Origin of the sequence: Pseudomonas sp. B2M1-30, assembly GCF_025447575.1 — a bacterium.
In the GTDB taxonomy this organism is placed as follows: domain Bacteria; phylum Pseudomonadota; class Gammaproteobacteria; order Pseudomonadales; family Pseudomonadaceae; genus Aquipseudomonas; species Aquipseudomonas botevensis.
In genome coordinates, this window is sequence record NZ_JAOEJT010000007.1 from 1 (window position 1) to 17585 (window position 17585).

The following is a 17585-nucleotide window of genomic DNA, read 5'->3' on the forward strand; positions in this document are numbered from 1 at the left end:
CGAGCCACAGCGAGGGGCCGTACGCCGGGGCCCAGACCTTTGCTTCCTTTGGGGCGTTTGCCAAAGGGAGTCGCCGTAAGGGCGAAACCACCAGCCAAAACACCCCAAAAAACGGATATTCACCCCAACCCCCCAAAGCCTGGTCGGCCCAGAGGCCGCCAAGGCACAAGCCAAACCCCACAAAGAAATGTTAGCTTGCTTGGCATATAGGAAATCGAATCCAGCCCAGAGCCGAGCCCAAAGCCAATGAAAAAAACCATCCTGGCCTTCAGCCGCATCACCCCACCCATGATCGAACGCCTGCAACAGGAATTCGACGTCATCGTCCCCAACCCCAAAACCGGTGACATCAACGCCCAATTCAACGAAGCCCTGCCCCACGCCCACGGCCTGATCGGCGTCGGTCGCAAACTCGGCCGGGCACAACTGGAAAACGCCGCAAAACTCGAAGTCGTCTCCAGCGTCTCCGTCGGCTATGACAACTACGACCTCGACTACTTCAACGAACGCGGCATCATGCTCACCAACACCCCGGACGTGCTCACCGAAAGCACCGCCGACCTGGCCTTCGCGCTGATCATGAGCAGCGCCCGCCGCGTCGCCGAACTCGACGCCTGGACCAAGGCCGGCCATTGGCAGGCCAGCGTCGGCGCCCCGCTGTTCGGCAGCGACGTCCACGGCAAGACCCTGGGCATCGTCGGCATGGGCAACATCGGCGCGGCCGTCGCCCGGCGTGGGCGCTTGGGTTTCAACATGCCGATCCTCTACAGCGGCAACAGCCGCAAGACCGAACTGGAGACGGAACTCGGCGCACAATTTCGCAGCCTCGACCAACTGCTGGCCGAAGCCGATTTCGTCTGCCTGGTGGTGCCGCTCAGTGACAAGACCCGCCACCTGATCAGCCACCGTGAACTGGCGCTGATGAAACCGGGCGCGATCCTGGTGAACATCTCCCGTGGCCCGGTGGTCGACGAACCGGCGCTGATCGAGGCGCTGCAAAACAACCGCATCCGTGGTGCCGGCCTCGATGTCTACGAAAAGGAACCGCTGGCCGAATCGCCGCTGTTCCAGCTGAAAAACGCCGTGACCCTGCCGCACATCGGCTCGGCCACCCACGAAACCCGCGAGGCCATGGCCAACCGGGCGCTGGCCAACCTGCGCAGCGCCTTGCTCGGCGAACGCCCGCAGGATCTGGTGAACCCGCAGGTCTGGCGCGGATAAACAAAACGGGCAAGTGCCTTGCAGCACTTGCCCGTTATCGGCCGAGCGGTTATTTGCACACAACTTGCAATTGAACCTGAAACCGAAACAAATACAGCCGCTATAAACTCCCCGGAAATCAAACTCTCTGGAGAGTATTAATCTTGAAAGGCCTGACCACCAACCAACTTGTCCGTTACAGCAAAGTCATTCTCATGGCTTACATCAGTTTTTTCGGCCTGTTGGTGATGTACAGCAACTTCTCCGACTACCCGTCAAACTATGAATACGTCGGACATATCCTCAGCATGGACACTACCCAGATCAACGAGAACATCCGTTATCGGGCAATCACCTCACCCACGCTGCACCACCGGATTTACTGGCTGATCATCACACTGGAAGTGATTTACACCGTATGTTGCCTGCTCGGCACTTATCATTTGTATCGAAAAATCAACGATTGCCCGGATACCTTTCACGAAGCCAAGAAGTTCTCGATCATCGGTCTGTTGATCGCCATGTTCGTTTATTACATATGCCTGCAAACCATCGGCGTCGAATGGTTCGACATGGATACTTCACAAGCATGGAATGCCAAGGACTGGGCCAGACATATTGTCGACTTCCTGTTTCCCTTATTGATTTACATCGTCATGAAAGTTGAGCGCTGAATATCCAGCGCTCACCGGTTTCAGGCCAGTTTGCCGTGACCCGGCACGACCGGCGTGCGGGGTTTGCGGAACACCAGCACGTTGCCCAGCATCACCAGCGCCAGACCGATCAGTGCCGGCGCGGTCCATTGGTAACCCTCGACAAACGCCGAGACGTTCAGCGCCACCACCGGGAACAGCACCGTGCAATAGGCTGCGCGCTCAGGTCCCATGCGCCCGACCAGGGTCAGGTAGGCGGTGAAACCGATCACCGAACCGGGAATGACCAGATACAGCAGTGCGCCGATGTAACGCGGCGTCCATTCCATGTCGAACGGAATGCCTTTGACCAGGCACCACACCGACAGCATCGCCGCCCCGTAGGCCATGCCCCAGGCATTGGTGGTCAGCGGTTTGAGCCCGGCCTTCTGTTGCAGGCTGGAGAGCATGTTGCCGGCCGAAAAACACAGCGTCCCGCACAGCGCCAGGCCCAGGCCGAGCAAGGTCTGCGGACTGGCCTGATGCCCGGCCAGTTCCGGCCAGAACAGCAACCCCAGGCCGCACAGGCCCAGCGCGCCGCCCATCAGTACATTGCGCGCGATGCGCTGGCCGAAGAACACCCGGGCATTGAGCGCGTTCCACAGGGTGGCAGTGGAGAACACCACAGCGACCAGGCCACTGGGAATCCACTGGCTGGCGGTCAGGAAGCACATGAAGTTGACGCAGAACAGGCACAAACCCTGCGCCACGCAGATCAGGTGCCCGCGCCGGTTCATCGGTTGCAGGCGTCGGCTGAGCAGCAACAACGCAAACAGCACCAGCGCCGCGAGGCCGAAGCGATAGACGATCGACACCGGAATCGCCACCACCCCCAATTGCCATTTCAGGGCGATCCAGGTGGTGCCCCAGATCAGCACGGTCAACAGATACAGCGAAAGGTTCATGGCAGACACTCCTCAATTGGCTTTCAGTGTCCGCCCCGCCTCGCCCTTCGCGCTTGCAAAAACTTGCGCTTTTGTCGGGCCGCAGGCTGGCAGCACGACGGCTACGGAGTAGGATGCAAGGCGTTGGAGAGAACCGATCATGGCCGCAATCGATACCCTGCAAATCTTCAAGGCGCTCAACAGCTCGCCGAACTCGCGCCTGGTACACAGCGCCGAGCTGGGTGACGGCTTGTCCGCCGCCCTGTGGACCAATCATCACGACGCCCAGGAATACGAGGCGCCCAGCCACCACACCCTGTCCTGCTACATCGCCGGTGGCACCGGGACTTTTCGCCGGGATCAGCCGGGGCAAAAAGGTGGCCCCGACAAGCTGTGCATCCTGCCCGCCGAGCATGAGTCAGGCTGGGTCATCAATGGCGACATTCGCCTCGCTCATCTGTATTTCAGTGCCGAACAATTCGCCCTCGGCTGCGTCACGCTGCTCGACCGCGAACCTCGGGAATTGCAATTGCGCGAGCAGACCTTTCTCGAAGACCCGCAACAGGCCCAGCGCTTTCGGCAGTTGCTGACGCTGAACTGGGACGAACCCGGCGAACGCCTGCTGACCAGCAGCCTCGCTCACGAATTGATCAGTCATACCCTGCTCAGCCAGGTCGGCGTGCGCCAGGGCTTGCGGTTGAAGGGCGGACTGGCGGCGCATCAGCGCCGGCAATTGGTGGAATTCATCGACGGGCATCTGGCCGACGCGATCAGCCTCGGGCAACTGGCCGGGTTGTGCGCGTTGTCGGAATATCACTTTGCGCGAATGTTCCGCACCAGTTTCGGCCTGCCGCCGCATCAGTACGTGCTGGCGCGACGTTTGAGCCGGGCGCGGGAATTGTTGCGCGGCACGGCGTTGCCGCTGGGGGAGATTGCACTGGCTTGCGGGTTTGCCAGTGCGAGTCATTTCACCAATCGGTTCAGGCAGGTATTGGGCGGGACGCCGGGGGAATATCGGTTGGCGTTTTTGCGGTAGTTTTGTGGTGAGCCCTTTTCCCCTCACCCCAGCCCTCTCCCGGAGGGAGAGGGGGCCGATTGGGGGATATTGAAGAAATACGCCGACCTGAACGATTGGCTATGAATCCATAATCGACTCGATCTTTCAGGTCGATGTATCGCCCAAGACGCCTCGGTCGGCCCCCTCTCCCTCTGGGAGAGGGCCGGGGTGAGGGCCGCTTTGGGCGCAGTCTCAGAACTCCAGCGTGCTCGACAAGGAAATCTGCCGCGAATCCCCCATCGACACAAAGAACCGGCTCGCCGCCGACGTGTAGTAAGTGCGATCAAACAGGTTCTTCACATTGAGCTGGAATTTGACCTTCTGCCCTTCCACGTGGGTGTCGTAGGTCGCAAATGCATCGGCCACGGTATAGCTCGGCAGGTCGAAATCATTGACCGCGTTCCCCGCCCGCTCACCGACATAGCGCGCCCCGGCGCCGACCCGCAACTGGTCGCCGCCGATCACGCTGCCGAAGTCATACACCGCCGACAGCGAGCCGGTGTTCTTCGCCACGTTTTGCAGACGATTGCCTTTGTAGTCCGGATCTTCCGTGACCTCGGCGTCGGTGTAGGCGTAGCTGCCGATCATGCTCCAGCGGTCGCTGAGCTGACCGGTCAGGTCCAGTTCCAGACCACGGGAGCGCACCTCGCCGGCGGCGCTGTAGATCGTCGTCGGGCCTTCGGCATTGGCCACCAGCACGTTGCGTTTCTTGATGTCGAACAGCGCGATATTGCCGGTGACGCGCCCCGGAATATCCAGCCGCGCACCCAGCTCCCAGGACTTGGCCTCTTCCGGCGCGATGCTGCCGTCGAGCACGGTACTGCTGCCGCTCAGCGGAGCGATGGTCGAGTTCGGCTTGAACGATTCGGTGTAGCTGCCGTAGAACGACAGCGAGTCGGTATAGCGATACACCAGGCCGGCGCGCGGCACCCACTTCTGGCCGTTGCTGTCGGTGTTGGCCTTGAACGGCACGCCTTTGCCGGCGTACTGGTCGTACTCCTGGAAGCGTCCACCGGCCACCAGAATCCACTGGTCGTTGAGGTGGATCGAGTCCTGCAGGAACACCGAGTCGCTGCGCAGCAGATCGGTTTGTGCGCTGTCGGCCGGGCTGACCGTGGTGCCCTCGACCTCGCGACCGTACACCGGGTTGACGTAGCTGAAGGTGCTCAGGCTTTTCTGGCGGATCAGATCGGCGCGGTAGATCTTGCGGTACTCGTCATCGACGCCGAATACCAGGTCGTGCTGCATGCCCAGCACATTGACCTTGCCTTCGAGGCTGGCGGTGGTGAAACGGTCGGTGCTGATCGCGCCCTGAGTGCCGTCCATGCTGCGGGTCAGGGTGCCTTTTTTGGTGTCGATCGCGGTCACGCGGACCTGGCTGGCGTCGTAGGTTTCGCGGTTCCAGCTGTAGCCGAAATGGGCTTTCCAGTCGTCGTTGAGTTCGTGGTCGGCTTCGAAGTGATACAGATCCGAACGCCCTTCCATGTCATTGAATTTCTCGTCGAGACGCTCGTTGCGCGAGATGTCCAGCGGATGGTTGGTGCGCGGATCGATCAGAGTGCCCCGGTCGAACGGCGTGAGGAATTCGCGATGCTCGTAGGCGAACAACAGCTTGGTGCGCTCGCCGAACCACGCCAGCGACGGCGCGATCAGGCTTTCGCGGTGAGTGCCGAAGTTGCGCCAGTAATCCTCGTCTTCATGATCCAGCACCATGCGATAGGCCAGCCCGGAATCGCCCAGCGCACCGGTGCTGTCGAAGCTGCCGCCGCTGCCGTTCTTGCCGTCGCCGTAGGTCGAGCCGCGCAGGGTCAGGGCGTTGTACTGCTCAAGCTCGGGCTTCTTGCTGACCATGTTGACCACCCCGCCCGGGTCCTGAATCCCGTACAGCAGGGACGCCGGGCCTTTGAGCACTTCAACCCGGTCCACCGTGGCGTTCATCCCACGGCCCTGCACCACCGGCATGCCGTCGCGCATGATCGAACCGTTGCGGTTGTCACCGAAGCCCCGGGTCATCACCGAGTCCTGGGTACTGCCCAACGTGTTGCCCTGGGTGATGCCGCTGACGTTGGCCAGCGCATCGTCGAGATTGCGCGGTGCCTGATCGCGGATGACCTGAGCGGGAATGACATTGACGGTCTGCGGGATTTCCTGAAGCGACGCCGATGAGCGCATCACCGAACTGGTGGCCGGTGGCTGATAGCTCATCGGCTGATCCAGCACCGAGGTGATGTTGGTGGCGCCCAGGTTCAACGCGCCTTCGGTGGGTTGCGGCTCGAGCGCCAGGGTGTGGCTGTCGGTACGGCGAAAGCTCAGGCCAGAACCGGTGAGCAAGCGTTGCAGCGCCTGTTCGGCAGTCATCTGGCCGTTGACCGCCGGGGCGGTGAGGCCGTACGGCGCTTCATCGGTGTAGACCACGCTTTGCCCGGTGACGCGACTGAAGTCGCTCAAGGCCTGGGGCAACGGCTTGGCGGCCAGGGCAAAACTGAACTGTTTCTGCGCTTGAGTGCTGACGGATTCAGCACCGAGCGCGACGCTCAGCGGCAACAAGGCCAACGCCGAAATACTGAGTGCCGAAACGCCCAACCACTGTTTGACCGAACCCGATTTTGCCCTGGACTTCATTGCTCATGACCTGTGTAGAACCGCACTGGATGCGAATGGCTCGCAGTTTCAGTCACTACACGAATGGGCTTCGGATTTACCTCACACATTTTTTGAAAATATTTTTCGAGAGATGGGTTGCCCGCAAAGGAAGCGGCCGCCTCAGCGCAAGATAATGAGCTGCCCCAAAAGCCGATGTTGCTCGAATCCCAACACCCCTTGCAGGGAATTCAGCACGGCCTGCGGGTCCTTGCTCGGAAAACTGCCACTGACCTTGCGCGCCGCCAGTTCATCGTTGAGCAACACAATCCGCCCTGGGTAATAGCGCCGCAGATCCTCCACCACATCGGCCAGGGTCGACTTGTAGTACGTCAACCAACCCTGGCGCCAGGCCAGTTGCGCTTCGCTGTCCACGGCGTGAAGTTTTTCCGCCTGGCCATCGCCGTAAGCCACCTGCTGACCGGCGGTGAGAACCTGTTGCTCGGCGTCGCGCTGCGGCGTCACGCCGACCCGCCCGGACAACACCGTCACCTGCGCGCCACGGGGTTGCAGACGCACTTCGAACTGGGTGCCGAGCACCCGTGCCTGGCCCTGCCTAGCCTCGACCACAAACGGCTCGCCGGTATGGGTCACGCTGAAAAACCCGGCACCGCGACGCAGTTGCACATGCCGCTCGCCGTGGCTGAAATCCACGGCAATCGCGCTGTCGGCATCCAGTGTCACTTGTGATTGATCGGCCAGGGTCACGGTGCGGATTTCACCCGGCGCCGACACGTAGTCCGCACCCAGGTCATCGAGCCAGCGCTGGGGCTGCCAACCGCTGCCCAGGCTGATCATCAACAGCAGACACGCCGCCATCGCCAACGCGCCCGACCAACGCCGCAGTTGCGAGCGTCGAGGTCGGTCCATCGCATTCAGATAGCGCTGCATCGCCAATGCGTCTTCGTCGGCCAGGGTGCGCGCCGGTTCTTCGCTCAACTCCCACACCACTTGCGCCTGGGCATAGGCCTCGGCGTGAGCCGGATCGGCGCGCAGCCATTGGCTGAACGTGAGTTGATCGCCGGTGCTGGGGCGGTCGTGCAGCAGGCTCAGCCAGGCGAGCGCCTGCTGCTCCTGAGCGGGCGTCGGGATGACGCGGTCGGTGTGATTCACGGTGCTTTCCCTGGCGTGCGTGGCGCGGGTTCGCGCAGGCTGGCCTTGCAGGCCTCGAGGGCGCGCATCATATGTTTTTCCACGGCGCTTTGGGACAGACCCATGGCTTTGGCGATGTCGGCGTACTTGCGTCCATGGATGCGATTGAGCAAAAAAATCTGCCGGGTACGCTCCGGCAAGGCCCGCAATGCCGCCTCGACATGACGCAGATCGTTGCCCGCCTCCAGCGCGGCCTGCGGTTCGCTGCCGCTACTGTCCGGCTCGTCCGCCTGCCAGCCTTCGTTGACCCGCACCCGCGCGCCCTCGCTGCGCAGATGATCGATAGCGATGTTGCCGGCGCAGCGCAGCAGATAAGTGCTCAGTTCCTCGACCTGCACCAGCGGCCTGCGCCAGAAACGCAGAAACAGATCCTGCACCAGATCCGCCGCCGTCGCCCGGCAGCCAACGCGGCGATTCACCAGCGCTTCCATCTGCGAACGCTGCGAGAGGAACACCTGAAGAAAATGCGCACGGGCGCCATGGGGTTCGTCGTCAGGGGATTTTGGCGGATGGCTGATCAGCATTTCAGTTCATGGCCCACGCAGCGACGGGGCTGCCCAGCAAGCTCACGCCGGCCAGCGCCAATGCCAGGCGCGGGCGATACGGCAGCAACAGCACCAGCGCCAATGCGCTGACCATCAGCACCGCGAACCAGTCCACCAGGCCCAGCCCCCAATCCTTGCTCGACACCGCCGCCCACAACGACAGGCCGAGCAGCAGCCACCCTGCGAGAACCAGACCCCGGCGCCGACGTCGCGACGGCTTGCCACCAAGCAGTTCATCGTGATGCCGGGGCATCGCCAGACACAGCGCCGTGAACCCGGCGTAACAGAGCAGCAGCGCCAGCAGCATTCAGTTCGCCCCTTGCTCAAGCGTGATCGGTCGGGCGGTTTCCCGAGGTGTTTTTTTCAGGCTGGCGGTGGCACCGGCGCGCCACATTTTCCACGCGGCCCAGGTCAGAAACAGGCCAGTCGCCAGGCAGGTCAGGTCAAACCCGGCCAGTGCCCAATCGCCCTGGATCAGGGTCACGCCGAGGTGATACGGGGTGGTCAAACCGTTGAGCACCGGCAGTGCGGCGAACAGCGCGGCAGCCAGCGCCAGTTGCTCGATCCAGGCCTTGCGCCCCGGACGCAGCACCGCATGCACGACGCTCAAGCCCCAGGCCATGAAGAAGGCATTGATCTCCCAGTCCGCGCGCCCGGCCAGACTGACCGGCAACAGCCGATTGGCCCAGAAGAACACCGCCACAGCGCCGACCAGTCCGGCCATGCTGGCGATGTTCAGCACCTCCACCAGCCGCAGTTCGAACGGCATCACGCCGCTTCTGGCGTGTTTGAGCTGGCGCTTGCCGAGCCAGATCACCAACCCGGTGCCGATCATCGCCGTGCCCGCCAGACCAACGATGAAATACAGCCAACGCAGGACCGGACCGGCGAAATGGCCCATGTGCAAACCGTAGAAGCCACCAGCAATTGCCATGGCCAGCGGTTGCTGCGGGGACGCATCGAGTATTTGCCCGCTGACACCGTTGAAGGTCACGGCGCTGCCGAAATCATGCACCACCCGGTCCGATCCGCTGCGCGACACCACCACCGAGGCATTGGCATCGCCCGGATTGTTCACCGACACCCAGCCGGCCTCGCCACCCGACCACTGCTCGCGGGCCTTGCCCAACAGCGGTGCCATCGGTGCCAGAGCGGCCGCCTGATTGGCTTTTTCAGGGACGTTGGAGGCGGGAAACACTTCGTCATAAAACGCCCGGACGTTCGTGCCGTAGGAGGCCAGAATGCTCGCCGGCATCACCATCGACATGAAGATCACCAGGCTGCTGTAGGTGATCATCAAATGAAACGGCAGCACCAGCACGCCCAGCGCGTTATGCCCGTCGAGCCAGGAACGCTGGCCCTTGCGCGGGCGGAAGGTGAAGAAGTCCTTGAAGATTTTCTTGTGGGTGATGATCCCGCTGATCAGCGCCACGAACATCACCATGGCGGCGATGGTCGAGAGCCAGCGGCCCCACGGGTAAGGCATTTGCAGCTGGAAGTGGAAACGGTAGAAAAACTCGCCGCCCATGCTTTCCCGAAGCTGCAATTCGGCGCCGGTTTGCGCGTCGAGGGTCTTGCTGGTGAACTGCCCGCGCTCGCCGGGTTTGGCCGCAGACTGCTGCCAGCGCACTTTCAGGCCGGGGTCGCGAGCGTCGGGCAGGCCGATGATCCAGCGCGAGGCGTCGGGGGCATGTTGTTGCAGATAGTGCTGGGCCAGGGTCAGGCTCGCCTCGGCATTCAGCGCGCGGGCAGGGATTTCCGGCTGCATCCAGTGATTGGTTTCGTCCTTGAAATAGGCCAGCGTCCCGGTCAGGAAAATCGCGAACAGCAGCCAGCCGAACAGCAGTCCGGCCCAGGTATGCAACCAGGCCATCGCCTGGCGAAATCCCTCTTTCATGCGTAACCCAATCCACGGGCGACGCCGGAGACGGTCGCCATGATCACGCTCGGCACCAGCAGCCCGACCCAGGCCGACCATGCGCTGCGGCAGGCGAAGCACCAGAGTACCGCCACCAGGTAGACCAGGAACGAGACGGTCATGCCGGTCACCACCGCTTCGGCGCGGTTCAACGGCAACCACACGGTCAGCGTGACGCTGGCGAGCGCCGCAACCAGATAACCGCCGAAAACCGCCGCCAACACCCGCGACGTGACGGCCAGACGATAGGACATGGGAAGTGCGGCGAGTTTGGCTTTCATGTTTCGACCTTGAAACGGGAGCGTCCGACAGACGAGTCAGACTGATGGGTGTCGATATTAATGATAAATATTCTCATGTGCAAAAGAGGTTGATTGCCGGTAGCCACTCATCACCCCTACAATGCGAACAATTCTTGTTTGCTGACGCATGCCCTTTGCGCTCGGAGTGATGCCGTTGTCGTCCGCCCATCCCGTCGAATCGCTCTACCAGGCCCACCACAGCTGGCTCACCGGCTGGTTGCGGCGCAAACTCGGCTGCCCGGAAAGCGCCGCCGATCTGGCACAGGACACCTTCATCCGGGTACTCACCGCTCGCGAACCGCCGGTGATCATCGAGCCACGGGCATTTCTCACCACCCTGGCCAAGCGCGTGCTGTTCAATCACTACCGCCGGCAGGACATCGAACGGGCCTACCTCGAAACCCTGGCGCAGATGCCGGAGGTGGTCGCCCCGTCGGAAGAAGAAAAAGCCATCATCCTGCAGACCCTGATCGAGCTCGACGAACTGCTCGATGGCCTGCCCGGCCCGGTCAAACGAGCCTTTTTGCTGGCGCAGGTCGACGGCCTGACCTACCCGCAGATTGCCACGGAACTGGGCATTTCCGTCGCCACGGTCAAGCGTCATCTGAACAAGGCAGCCATGCGCTGCTACTTCGCCCTGTGAATCCGCCGATGGATTTTTCCGCCCAGGTCGCCGAACAGGCGGTGCACTGGCTGCTGGAAATGCAGCAAGGCCCGCTGAACCCACGTCAGCAACAGGCGTGGCAGCAATGGATCGACGCCCACAGCGAGCATCGCCGGGCCTGGGAACACATTCAGCGGGTCAATTCGCGGCTGCGCGGCTTGTCCTCGCCGTTGGCCCATGCCGCATTGAATGCGCCGAAGTCGAGCAATCGGCGCCAGGCGCTCAAACTGTTGCTGCTGCTCGGCGCCGGCTCGGCAGTCACCTGGGGACTGCGCGAACACACGCCACTTCCTGCGTTGCTCGCCGATTACCGCAGCCCGGTCGGCCAGCGCCGCAAGATCGCCCTCGGCAACGGCGGCCAGTTGCAGCTCAACACCGCCAGCGCGGCTGACGTGCGGGGCGACGGGCCACAACGGCTGATTCGCCTGCTCGAAGGCGAAATGCTCCTGACCGTCACCCAGCCTTTCGAAGTTCAGACCGCCCAAGGCCTGCTGCGCACTCAAGGCGCGCGGCTCAACGTGCGCCAGTTTGCCGATCACACCCAGGTCGCGCTGTTCGAAGGGCGGGTCGAACTCAGTGCCAATGGCCGCGCGCCCATGCTGCTGCCGGTGGCCCGGCAATTGAGCTTCAGCGCCAACACCCTCGGCGAAGCGAAACCTCTGGATGCCAACAGTGGCGCCTGGGCCGACGGCATGCTGGTGGCCGCGCACATGCGCCTGGGGGATTTCCTCGACGAACTCGGCCGTTACCGGCGCGGGCAACTCAAGTGCGATGCCAAGGTCGCCGACCTGCTGATCTCCGGGACTTATCCACTGGACGACAGCGAGCGGATTCTCGATTTGCTGGAAATCAGTCTGCCGGTGCGGGTCAAGCGTTTTACTCGTTATTGGGTCAGCGTCGAAGCCAAGGCCTGAGCAGCAGTGCAACCACTGAAAAATATTTAAATAAACATGAGCCGTTTTTCAGATCTGACGTGACAGAGAAGGAAAGCCCCCCTTGATTCAACCTTCTCAGGATCACCGTCCATGCACCCCACCCGCCTCACACCCCTGGCCCGCAGCCTGCGCAATCTCGTCCTCGGCGCCAGCCTGAGCTTCAGCGCGCTGCCACTTGCGCAAGCCGCCGACGCCAAGGCCTATCACATCGCCCCTTCGTCGCTGGAGAACGTCCTCAACCAGTTCGGCCGTGAAGCCGGTGTGTTGATTTCGTTCGGTTCGCAAGTCACCAGCGGGGTGAAAAGCCAGGGCCTGGAAGGCAATTACACGCCGGAACAAGGGCTGAATGCGCTGCTCGAAGGCACCGGCCTGCAAGCCCGCGCCGAAGGTGGCAACGCGTTCAGCCTGCAACCGGTGAGCGACGGCGCGCTGGAGCTGGACACCTCGAAAGTGGTCGGCGACTGGCTCGGTGAAGCGGCGCAGGTCAACGTCTTCGAACATCCCGGCGCACGCGACGTGATCCGCCGCGAAGAATTTGAACGCCAGGGCGCGACCCAGGCCCGTGATGTGCTCAATCGCATTCCCGGCGTCAACGCCCCGGAAAACAACGGCACCGGCAGCCACGACATGGCGCTGAACTTCGGCATCCGTGGTCTCAACCCGCGTTTGGCCGCGCGCTCGACCGTGCTGATGGATGGCATTCCGGTGCCTTTCGCCCCGTATGGTCAGCCGCAACTGTCGTTCGCGCCGATCAGCATGGGCAACATGGATGCGGTCGACGTGGTGCGCGGCGGTGGTGCGGTGCGTTACGGCCCGCAGAACGTCGGCGGTGTGGTCAACTTCGTGACCCGGGCGATTCCCGACGAGCCGACGGTCAAGGGCGGTTTCCAGACGGAAACCAGTCCGTCGTCGAGCCACGACGGCTTCAAGACCAGCGCCAACCTGCTGGCGGGCGGCACCAACGATAATGGCCTTGGCGGCGCGTTGCTGTACTCCGGCACCCGGGGTGGCGACTGGCGTGAACACAGCGACACCGAGATCGACGACCTTATCCTCAAGGGCAAATACCAGCTCGACGAAGCCAACAGTTTCAACGCCATGGCCCAGTATTACGAAGGCAAGGCCGATATGCCCGGTGGCCTGAACGTCGCCGACTACGACGCCGATCCGTATCAGTCGACACGGCCGAAGGACCAGTTCTGGGGTCGGCGCACGATGTTCAACTTCGGCTATCGCTACCAGGAAGATCGCCGCGAGTTCACCGCCAACACCTTCTTCACCAAGACCTTGCGCAGCGGCTACCTCGATCAAGGCACCTTCCTCTCGCTGTCGCCGCGCGAGTATTGGGTTCGCGGCCTGGAAACCCGCTTCGCCCAGGGCTTCGACCTGGGCGCGACCAGCCACGAAGTCGGCGTCGGCTACCGCTACATCAACGAGGCCGGTCACGAACTGCGCTATCGCACGCCGATCGCCAGCAACGAATATCCGACCACCAACAGCCGCAATGACCGCGACACCCGTGGCGGCACCGAGGCCAATGCATTCTTCGTCGACGACCGGATCGATATCGGCAAATGGACGATCACCCCGGGTGTGCGCTACGAGATGATCGAGTCGCAGCAGACCAACAACCTGACCAACGTCAAATACAAAGGCGACTACAACACTGCGCTGCCGGCGCTGAACGTGCTTTATCACCTGACCGACAGCTGGAATCTGTACGCCAACACCGAAGGCTCGTTCGGCAGCGTGCAGTACAGCCAGATGCCCAACCGCGTGACCAGCGGCGAAGTGAAACCGGAGAAGGCCCGCACCTGGGAGCTCGGCACCCGCTACGACAACGGTGCGTTGCGCGCGGAAATCGGTGCGTTCCTGATCAACTTCGACAACCAGTACGAAAGCAACCAGACCAACGACTCGGTGATCGCCCGGGGCGAAACCCGTCATCAGGGCATCGAGACCAGCGTCAACTACGCCCTCGATGACTTGAGCCCGGCACTGGCCGGTTTCGATGTGTACGCCACTTATGCCTATGTCGACGCGACCATCCGCGAAGACGGGCCGAACAAGGGCAATCGCGTGCCGTTCTCGTCGAAGCACAAGGGCACTATCGGCGTCGGCTACACCGAAGGGCCATGGAAGCTCAACCTCGACAGCAGCTTCCAGAGCGATCAGTTCGCCGACAACGCCAACACCTCGAAGGAAAGCGCCGACGGCAGCACCGGCAAGATCCCGGGCTACATGCTGTTCAGCAGCCGCGCCGGCTACGACTTCGGCCCGCAACTGTCGGACCTGAACGTGGCGGTGGGGGTGAAGAACATCTTCAACACCCAGTACTTCACCCGCTCGTTCGATGACAACAACAAGGGGAAATATGTGGGTGAGCCAAGGACGGTGTATGTGCAGACGTCCGTGGCGTTCTGAGGATTCTTCCTCACCACCCACACCACAAAACAAAACGGGCCTGCAATCGCAGGCCCGTCTTCATTGGGGGGATTAAATCAGCGCATCAACTATTGATCGCTGCCTGTTCATTCTCGAGAAATTCTTCCTCCAGCAGCCGGTCGTTGGCTTTGCTCTGAAGTGGCACCACAGTGGCTCGTGGTTTGCCGCGCAATCTGCCGAACTTGTGTTCCAGCGCGTGTTCGAGTTTTTCCGCCGCACCGTCGAGCGCCTGTTCCAGCGTGTCGGCCTTGTGGGTCACGGAAATCGGTGGCTGGCCTTTCGGCCGCGCTTCCAGTTGGCAGCGCAAATCATGGGGACCCGGTTTGTCACCGTTCTCGTCGCTCAGATGGACTTCGACACGGGTCAGGTCTTCCTCATAACGGTCGAGCGTGCTCTCAATGGTTGTACGTACCCACTCCTCCAGTCGTTTGCTGCTTTGAATATGGTTGTCGCTGTTGACTTGGATTTGCATAGTTCATCCCTTATTTCAGCTAGCTCGCAAGAGGCCTTGAACAGATTTTCGTGACCTCTTGGTTACAACAATCGGCCCGCTTGCCAAACATTTCAACCCCTGAAAAAAGATAAATATTCATACGCAAAAAAAGCCGGACAACCGGGCAAAGCACTGGTAAGGTCGGGAATTGCCTCGGCCCCTCTCGCTGAAAAATCTGCTCACAATTGCCCGTCATTCAGCGGGTGCAGCGTGCGAAAAGTCCCTGCTTCCTCCACCAGCCAGTCATGCACCGCGCGCACACCCGGATGGCTCAGCGCACCCGGCGCATAGAGCAATACATAGCGCTTGTGATTGGGCACCGACAGTCCGAACGGCACGATCAGCGCGCCCCGCTCCAGCTCATCGTTGAGCAACGTGCGCCGGGCGATCGCCACGCCCATGCCGGCAATTGCCGCCTCGATGGTCAGGTGATTGCGATTGAACGTGTGCCCGCGCCGCACGTCGGCACCTTCGAAGCCGATGGCGTCGAGATAGAACTCCCACTCCGCATGTTCATAACTGCCGCGCCAGGCGGTGATGTCATGCAGCAACGGGAAATGCACCAGATCCGCCGGCCCGTGCAGCGGTGGACGCCCGCGCAACAGGCTCGGCGCGCACACCGGAAAAATCTGCTCGTCGAGCAAGGCTGTGGATAACAATCCCGGATAACTGCCGTCGTTCAAGTCGATGGCCAGATCGAAATCCCCTTCATGCAGCGGCACGCTGCTGTCCTCGGCCACCAGGCGCAACTGGATGTCCGGGTAACGCTGCTGCAAACGCGGCAGACGCGGGGTCAGCCATTTGCTGAGGAACGACGGAATCGAACGCACCCGCAGCGTCCCGCTGATCATCCCGGCGTCGAGGCGACGCAGTTCAGCGTCGATGCTGCCATAGGCCTCGTTGACCGTAATCGCCAGTCGCTGGCCTTCCGCACTCAGCTCCACTCCACGCGCCCGGCGATGAAACAGACGAAGGCCCAGGCGCTCTTCCAGCTGTCGGATTTGTTGGCTGACCGCACCGGGGGTGATGTGCAATTCCTCGGCACAGCGGGTGAACGACAGGTGCCGCGCGGCACAGGAAAACACCTGCAGCCAGACGTAGGTCTGGGCGTGCAATTGACGACTCATTGTTTAGTCCTGCTAAAGGCTTTCTTAGGAGGTTTCGTTGGTCACGTCGGACTCAGGACGTCAGTATCGCCGACATTGCGCTTGTCCGACAAAAAATGGCGGCGATTCCTACTCCATTGCTTGTAAGGCTTTAGCATGGCTATCAGTGTTTTTGATCTATTCAAGGTCGGCATCGGCCCGTCCAGTTCCCACACCGTCGGCCCGATGCGCGCCGCCGCGACCTTCGCTCAGGCGCTGATCGAGCAGCATCTTTTGCTCGACGTGCAGCGTGTGGAAATCCGTTTATACGGCTCACTCTCGGCCACTGGCGTCGGCCACGCCACCGACCGCGCCTGCGTCATGGGCCTGATGGGCGAATGGCCGGACAGCATCGACCCGACGACCATCGATCCGCGCATCAAGCAACTGCGCGAAAGCGGTGAACTGTCCCTCGCCGGTCAACGCACAATTGCCTTCAGTTGGCCGCACGATGTCCTGCTGCTCGACGAGAACCTGCCCTACCACCCCAATGCCATGTCGCTGACAGCCTTTGGCGCCAGCGGCCTGTTGTTCGAGCAAACCTACTACTCGATCGGTGGCGGTTTCATCGTCGAAGCGGCGGAAGTCGAGTCCGGCGTAGCGGCGACGGGCGATGTCACCCTGCCCTACGATTTTTCCAGCGCCGCCGAATTGCTGACCCTGTGCAAGCAACACAATTTGCGCGTGTCCGAATTGATGATGGCCAACGAGCGGGCCTGGCGCAGCGACGACGAAATCCGTAAGGGCCTGCTGCATATCTGGTCAGTGATGCGCGAGTGCGTCGAGCACGGCCTGCGCCACGAAGGTGTCCTGCCCGGCGGCCTGAATGTGCCGCGTCGCGCGGCAAAACTGCACCGCAGCCTGTTGGAAATCGGCAAGCCGAACGTCATCAGCTCAACCCTGTCAGCGATGGAATGGGTCAACCTGTACGCCCTCGCCGTCAACGAAGAAAATGCCGCTGGCGGGCGCATGGTCACCGCGCCGACCAATGGTGCGGCCGGGATCATTCCGGCGGTGCTGCACTACTACATGAAGTTCAACCCGCAGGCGTCGGACGATGACGTCGTCGCGTTCTTCATGGGCGCCGCCGCCGTCGGCATCCTGTGCAAGAAAAACGCCTCGATCTCCGGCGCCGAAGTCGGCTGCCAGGGCGAAGTCGGCTCGGCCTGCGCCATGGCCGCCGCCGGTCTGGCGGAAGTGCTCGGCGCCACCCCGGAGCAACTGGAGAACGCCGCCGAAATCGGCCTGGAACACAACCTCGGCCTGACCTGCGACCCGGTCGGCGGCCTGGTGCAAGTGCCATGCATCGAGCGCAATGCCATCGCCGCCGTGAAGGCGATCAACGCCACACAGATGGCCCTGCGCGGCGACGGCAAGCACTTCATTTCCCTCGACCGGGTGATCCGCACCATGCGCGACACCGGCGCCGACATGCACGACAAATACAAAGAAACGTCACGGGGCGGTCTCGCCGTGAGCTGGGTGGAGTGCTGACCGGCCTGACTGCACCGTC

Annotated in this window: 16 protein-coding genes; 7 read left to right on the forward strand and 9 right to left on the reverse strand. The window is 62.0% G+C overall.

Features of this window, described 5'->3' with window-relative positions; genetic code table 11:
* Positions 1 to 246 precede the first annotated feature (246 nt).
* Both N8H74_RS15265 and N8H74_RS15270 read left to right on the forward strand, forming a co-directional pair.
* Complete coding sequence (locus tag N8H74_RS15265) at positions 247 to 1221, forward strand: D-glycerate dehydrogenase (protein ID WP_262148540.1); 975 nt, start codon at positions 247 to 249, stop codon at positions 1219 to 1221.
* Between the two features lie 143 nt (positions 1222 to 1364).
* Positions 1365 to 1874: a DUF2165 domain-containing protein gene (locus tag N8H74_RS15270; RefSeq protein ID WP_217830893.1), complete on the forward strand. Its 510-nt coding sequence runs from the start codon at positions 1365 to 1367 to the stop codon at positions 1872 to 1874.
* 20 nt (positions 1875 to 1894) lie between these two features.
* On the opposite strand, the gene N8H74_RS15275 is transcribed toward N8H74_RS15270, so the two are convergent.
* Positions 1895 to 2797 (reverse strand): DMT family transporter, encoded by a 903-nt coding sequence (locus tag N8H74_RS15275; RefSeq protein WP_217830894.1) that lies wholly within the window; start codon positions 2795 to 2797, stop codon positions 1895 to 1897.
* A gap of 139 nt (positions 2798 to 2936) precedes the next feature.
* Between N8H74_RS15275 and N8H74_RS15280 the strand changes: the two genes are divergently transcribed.
* On the forward strand, positions 2937 to 3812 hold the full coding sequence (locus N8H74_RS15280) for an AraC family transcriptional regulator (protein WP_217830895.1): 876 nt from the start codon (positions 2937 to 2939) through the stop codon (positions 3810 to 3812).
* Positions 3813 to 4025: 213 nt separating this feature from the next.
* Here N8H74_RS15280 and N8H74_RS15285 read toward each other — a convergent pair whose 3' ends face one another.
* The 6 genes from N8H74_RS15285 to N8H74_RS15310 all read right to left on the reverse strand — a co-directional run bounded on the left by N8H74_RS15285 (position 4026) and on the right by N8H74_RS15310 (position 10369).
* A complete protein-coding gene (locus tag N8H74_RS15285; RefSeq protein ID WP_262148542.1) occupies positions 4026 to 6455 on the reverse strand; it encodes a TonB-dependent receptor in 2430 nt (809 codons plus the stop codon).
* Positions 6456 to 6596: 141 nt separating this feature from the next.
* Positions 6597 to 7586, reverse strand: a complete 990-nt coding sequence (locus tag N8H74_RS15290; RefSeq protein ID WP_262148544.1) for a FecR family protein — start codon at positions 7584 to 7586, stop codon at positions 6597 to 6599.
* The gene (locus N8H74_RS15295) at positions 7583 to 8149 is read right to left on the reverse strand and encodes an RNA polymerase sigma factor (protein ID WP_262148546.1); all 567 of its coding nucleotides are present in this window, start codon (positions 8147 to 8149) and stop codon (positions 7583 to 7585) included. Before N8H74_RS15295 ends, N8H74_RS15290 begins: the two co-directional genes overlap by 4 nt.
* Before the next feature lies 1 nt (position 8150).
* Positions 8151 to 8477: a DUF3325 domain-containing protein gene (locus N8H74_RS15300; RefSeq protein WP_217830899.1), complete on the reverse strand. Its 327-nt coding sequence runs from the start codon at positions 8475 to 8477 to the stop codon at positions 8151 to 8153.
* On the reverse strand, positions 8478 to 10067 hold the full coding sequence (locus N8H74_RS15305) for a PepSY-associated TM helix domain-containing protein (RefSeq protein ID WP_262148548.1): 1590 nt from the start codon (positions 10065 to 10067) through the stop codon (positions 8478 to 8480). It abuts the gene before it with no gap.
* Positions 10064 to 10369, reverse strand: a complete 306-nt coding sequence (locus tag N8H74_RS15310; protein ID WP_217830901.1) for a DUF3649 domain-containing protein — start codon at positions 10367 to 10369, stop codon at positions 10064 to 10066. The genes N8H74_RS15305 and N8H74_RS15310 overlap by 4 nt, the downstream gene beginning before the upstream one ends.
* A gap of 175 nt (positions 10370 to 10544) precedes the next feature.
* Between N8H74_RS15310 and N8H74_RS15315 the strand changes: the two genes are divergently transcribed.
* The 3 genes from N8H74_RS15315 to fecA all read left to right on the forward strand — a co-directional run bounded on the left by N8H74_RS15315 (position 10545) and on the right by fecA (position 14413).
* A complete protein-coding gene (locus N8H74_RS15315; protein ID WP_217831113.1) occupies positions 10545 to 11033 on the forward strand; it encodes a sigma-70 family RNA polymerase sigma factor in 489 nt (162 codons plus the stop codon).
* On the forward strand, positions 11030 to 11968 hold the full coding sequence (locus N8H74_RS15320) for a FecR domain-containing protein (RefSeq protein ID WP_262148550.1): 939 nt from the start codon (positions 11030 to 11032) through the stop codon (positions 11966 to 11968). Before N8H74_RS15315 ends, N8H74_RS15320 begins: the two co-directional genes overlap by 4 nt.
* Positions 11969 to 12079: 111 nt before the next feature.
* Positions 12080 to 14413, forward strand: coding sequence for a TonB-dependent Fe(3+) dicitrate receptor FecA (gene fecA / locus N8H74_RS15325; RefSeq protein WP_262148552.1), 2334 nt, complete (start codon positions 12080 to 12082; stop codon positions 14411 to 14413).
* A gap of 85 nt (positions 14414 to 14498) precedes the next feature.
* Here fecA and N8H74_RS15330 read toward each other — a convergent pair whose 3' ends face one another.
* Both N8H74_RS15330 and N8H74_RS15335 read right to left on the reverse strand, forming a co-directional pair.
* Complete coding sequence (locus N8H74_RS15330) at positions 14499 to 14906, reverse strand: HPF/RaiA family ribosome-associated protein (RefSeq protein WP_217830904.1); 408 nt, start codon at positions 14904 to 14906, stop codon at positions 14499 to 14501.
* A gap of 200 nt (positions 14907 to 15106) precedes the next feature.
* The gene (locus N8H74_RS15335; RefSeq protein ID WP_262148554.1) at positions 15107 to 16054 is read right to left on the reverse strand and encodes a LysR substrate-binding domain-containing protein; all 948 of its coding nucleotides are present in this window, start codon (positions 16052 to 16054) and stop codon (positions 15107 to 15109) included.
* Positions 16055 to 16189: 135 nt separating this feature from the next.
* On the opposite strand from N8H74_RS15335, the gene N8H74_RS15340 reads away from it, so the two are divergent.
* On the forward strand, positions 16190 to 17566 hold the full coding sequence (locus N8H74_RS15340) for an L-serine ammonia-lyase (protein ID WP_262148556.1): 1377 nt from the start codon (positions 16190 to 16192) through the stop codon (positions 17564 to 17566).
* Positions 17567 to 17585 lie beyond the last annotated feature (19 nt).

Coding starts and splice junctions, on each gene's coding strand:
- N8H74_RS15265 (WP_262148540.1), top strand. CDS start 247: ATGAAAAAAACCATCCTGGCCTTCAGCCGCATCACCCCACCCATGATC.
- N8H74_RS15275 (WP_217830894.1), bottom strand. CDS start 2,797: ATGAACCTTTCGCTGTATCTGTTGACCGTGCTGATCTGGGGCACCACC.
- N8H74_RS15280 (WP_217830895.1), top strand. CDS start 2,937: ATGGCCGCAATCGATACCCTGCAAATCTTCAAGGCGCTCAACAGCTCG.
- N8H74_RS15285 (WP_262148542.1), bottom strand. CDS start 6,455: ATGAAGTCCAGGGCAAAATCGGGTTCGGTCAAACAGTGGTTGGGCGTT.
- N8H74_RS15295 (WP_262148546.1), bottom strand. CDS start 8,149: ATGCTGATCAGCCATCCGCCAAAATCCCCTGACGACGAACCCCATGGC.
- N8H74_RS15300 (WP_217830899.1), bottom strand. CDS start 8,477: ATGCTGCTGGCGCTGCTGCTCTGTTACGCCGGGTTCACGGCGCTGTGT.
- N8H74_RS15305 (WP_262148548.1), bottom strand. CDS start 10,067: ATGAAAGAGGGATTTCGCCAGGCGATGGCCTGGTTGCATACCTGGGCC.
- N8H74_RS15310 (WP_217830901.1), bottom strand. CDS start 10,369: ATGAAAGCCAAACTCGCCGCACTTCCCATGTCCTATCGTCTGGCCGTC.
- fecA (WP_262148552.1), top strand. CDS start 12,080: ATGCACCCCACCCGCCTCACACCCCTGGCCCGCAGCCTGCGCAATCTC.
- N8H74_RS15330 (WP_217830904.1), bottom strand. CDS start 14,906: ATGCAAATCCAAGTCAACAGCGACAACCATATTCAAAGCAGCAAACGA.
- N8H74_RS15335 (WP_262148554.1), bottom strand. CDS start 16,054: ATGAGTCGTCAATTGCACGCCCAGACCTACGTCTGGCTGCAGGTGTTT.
- N8H74_RS15340 (WP_262148556.1), top strand. CDS start 16,190: ATGGCTATCAGTGTTTTTGATCTATTCAAGGTCGGCATCGGCCCGTCC.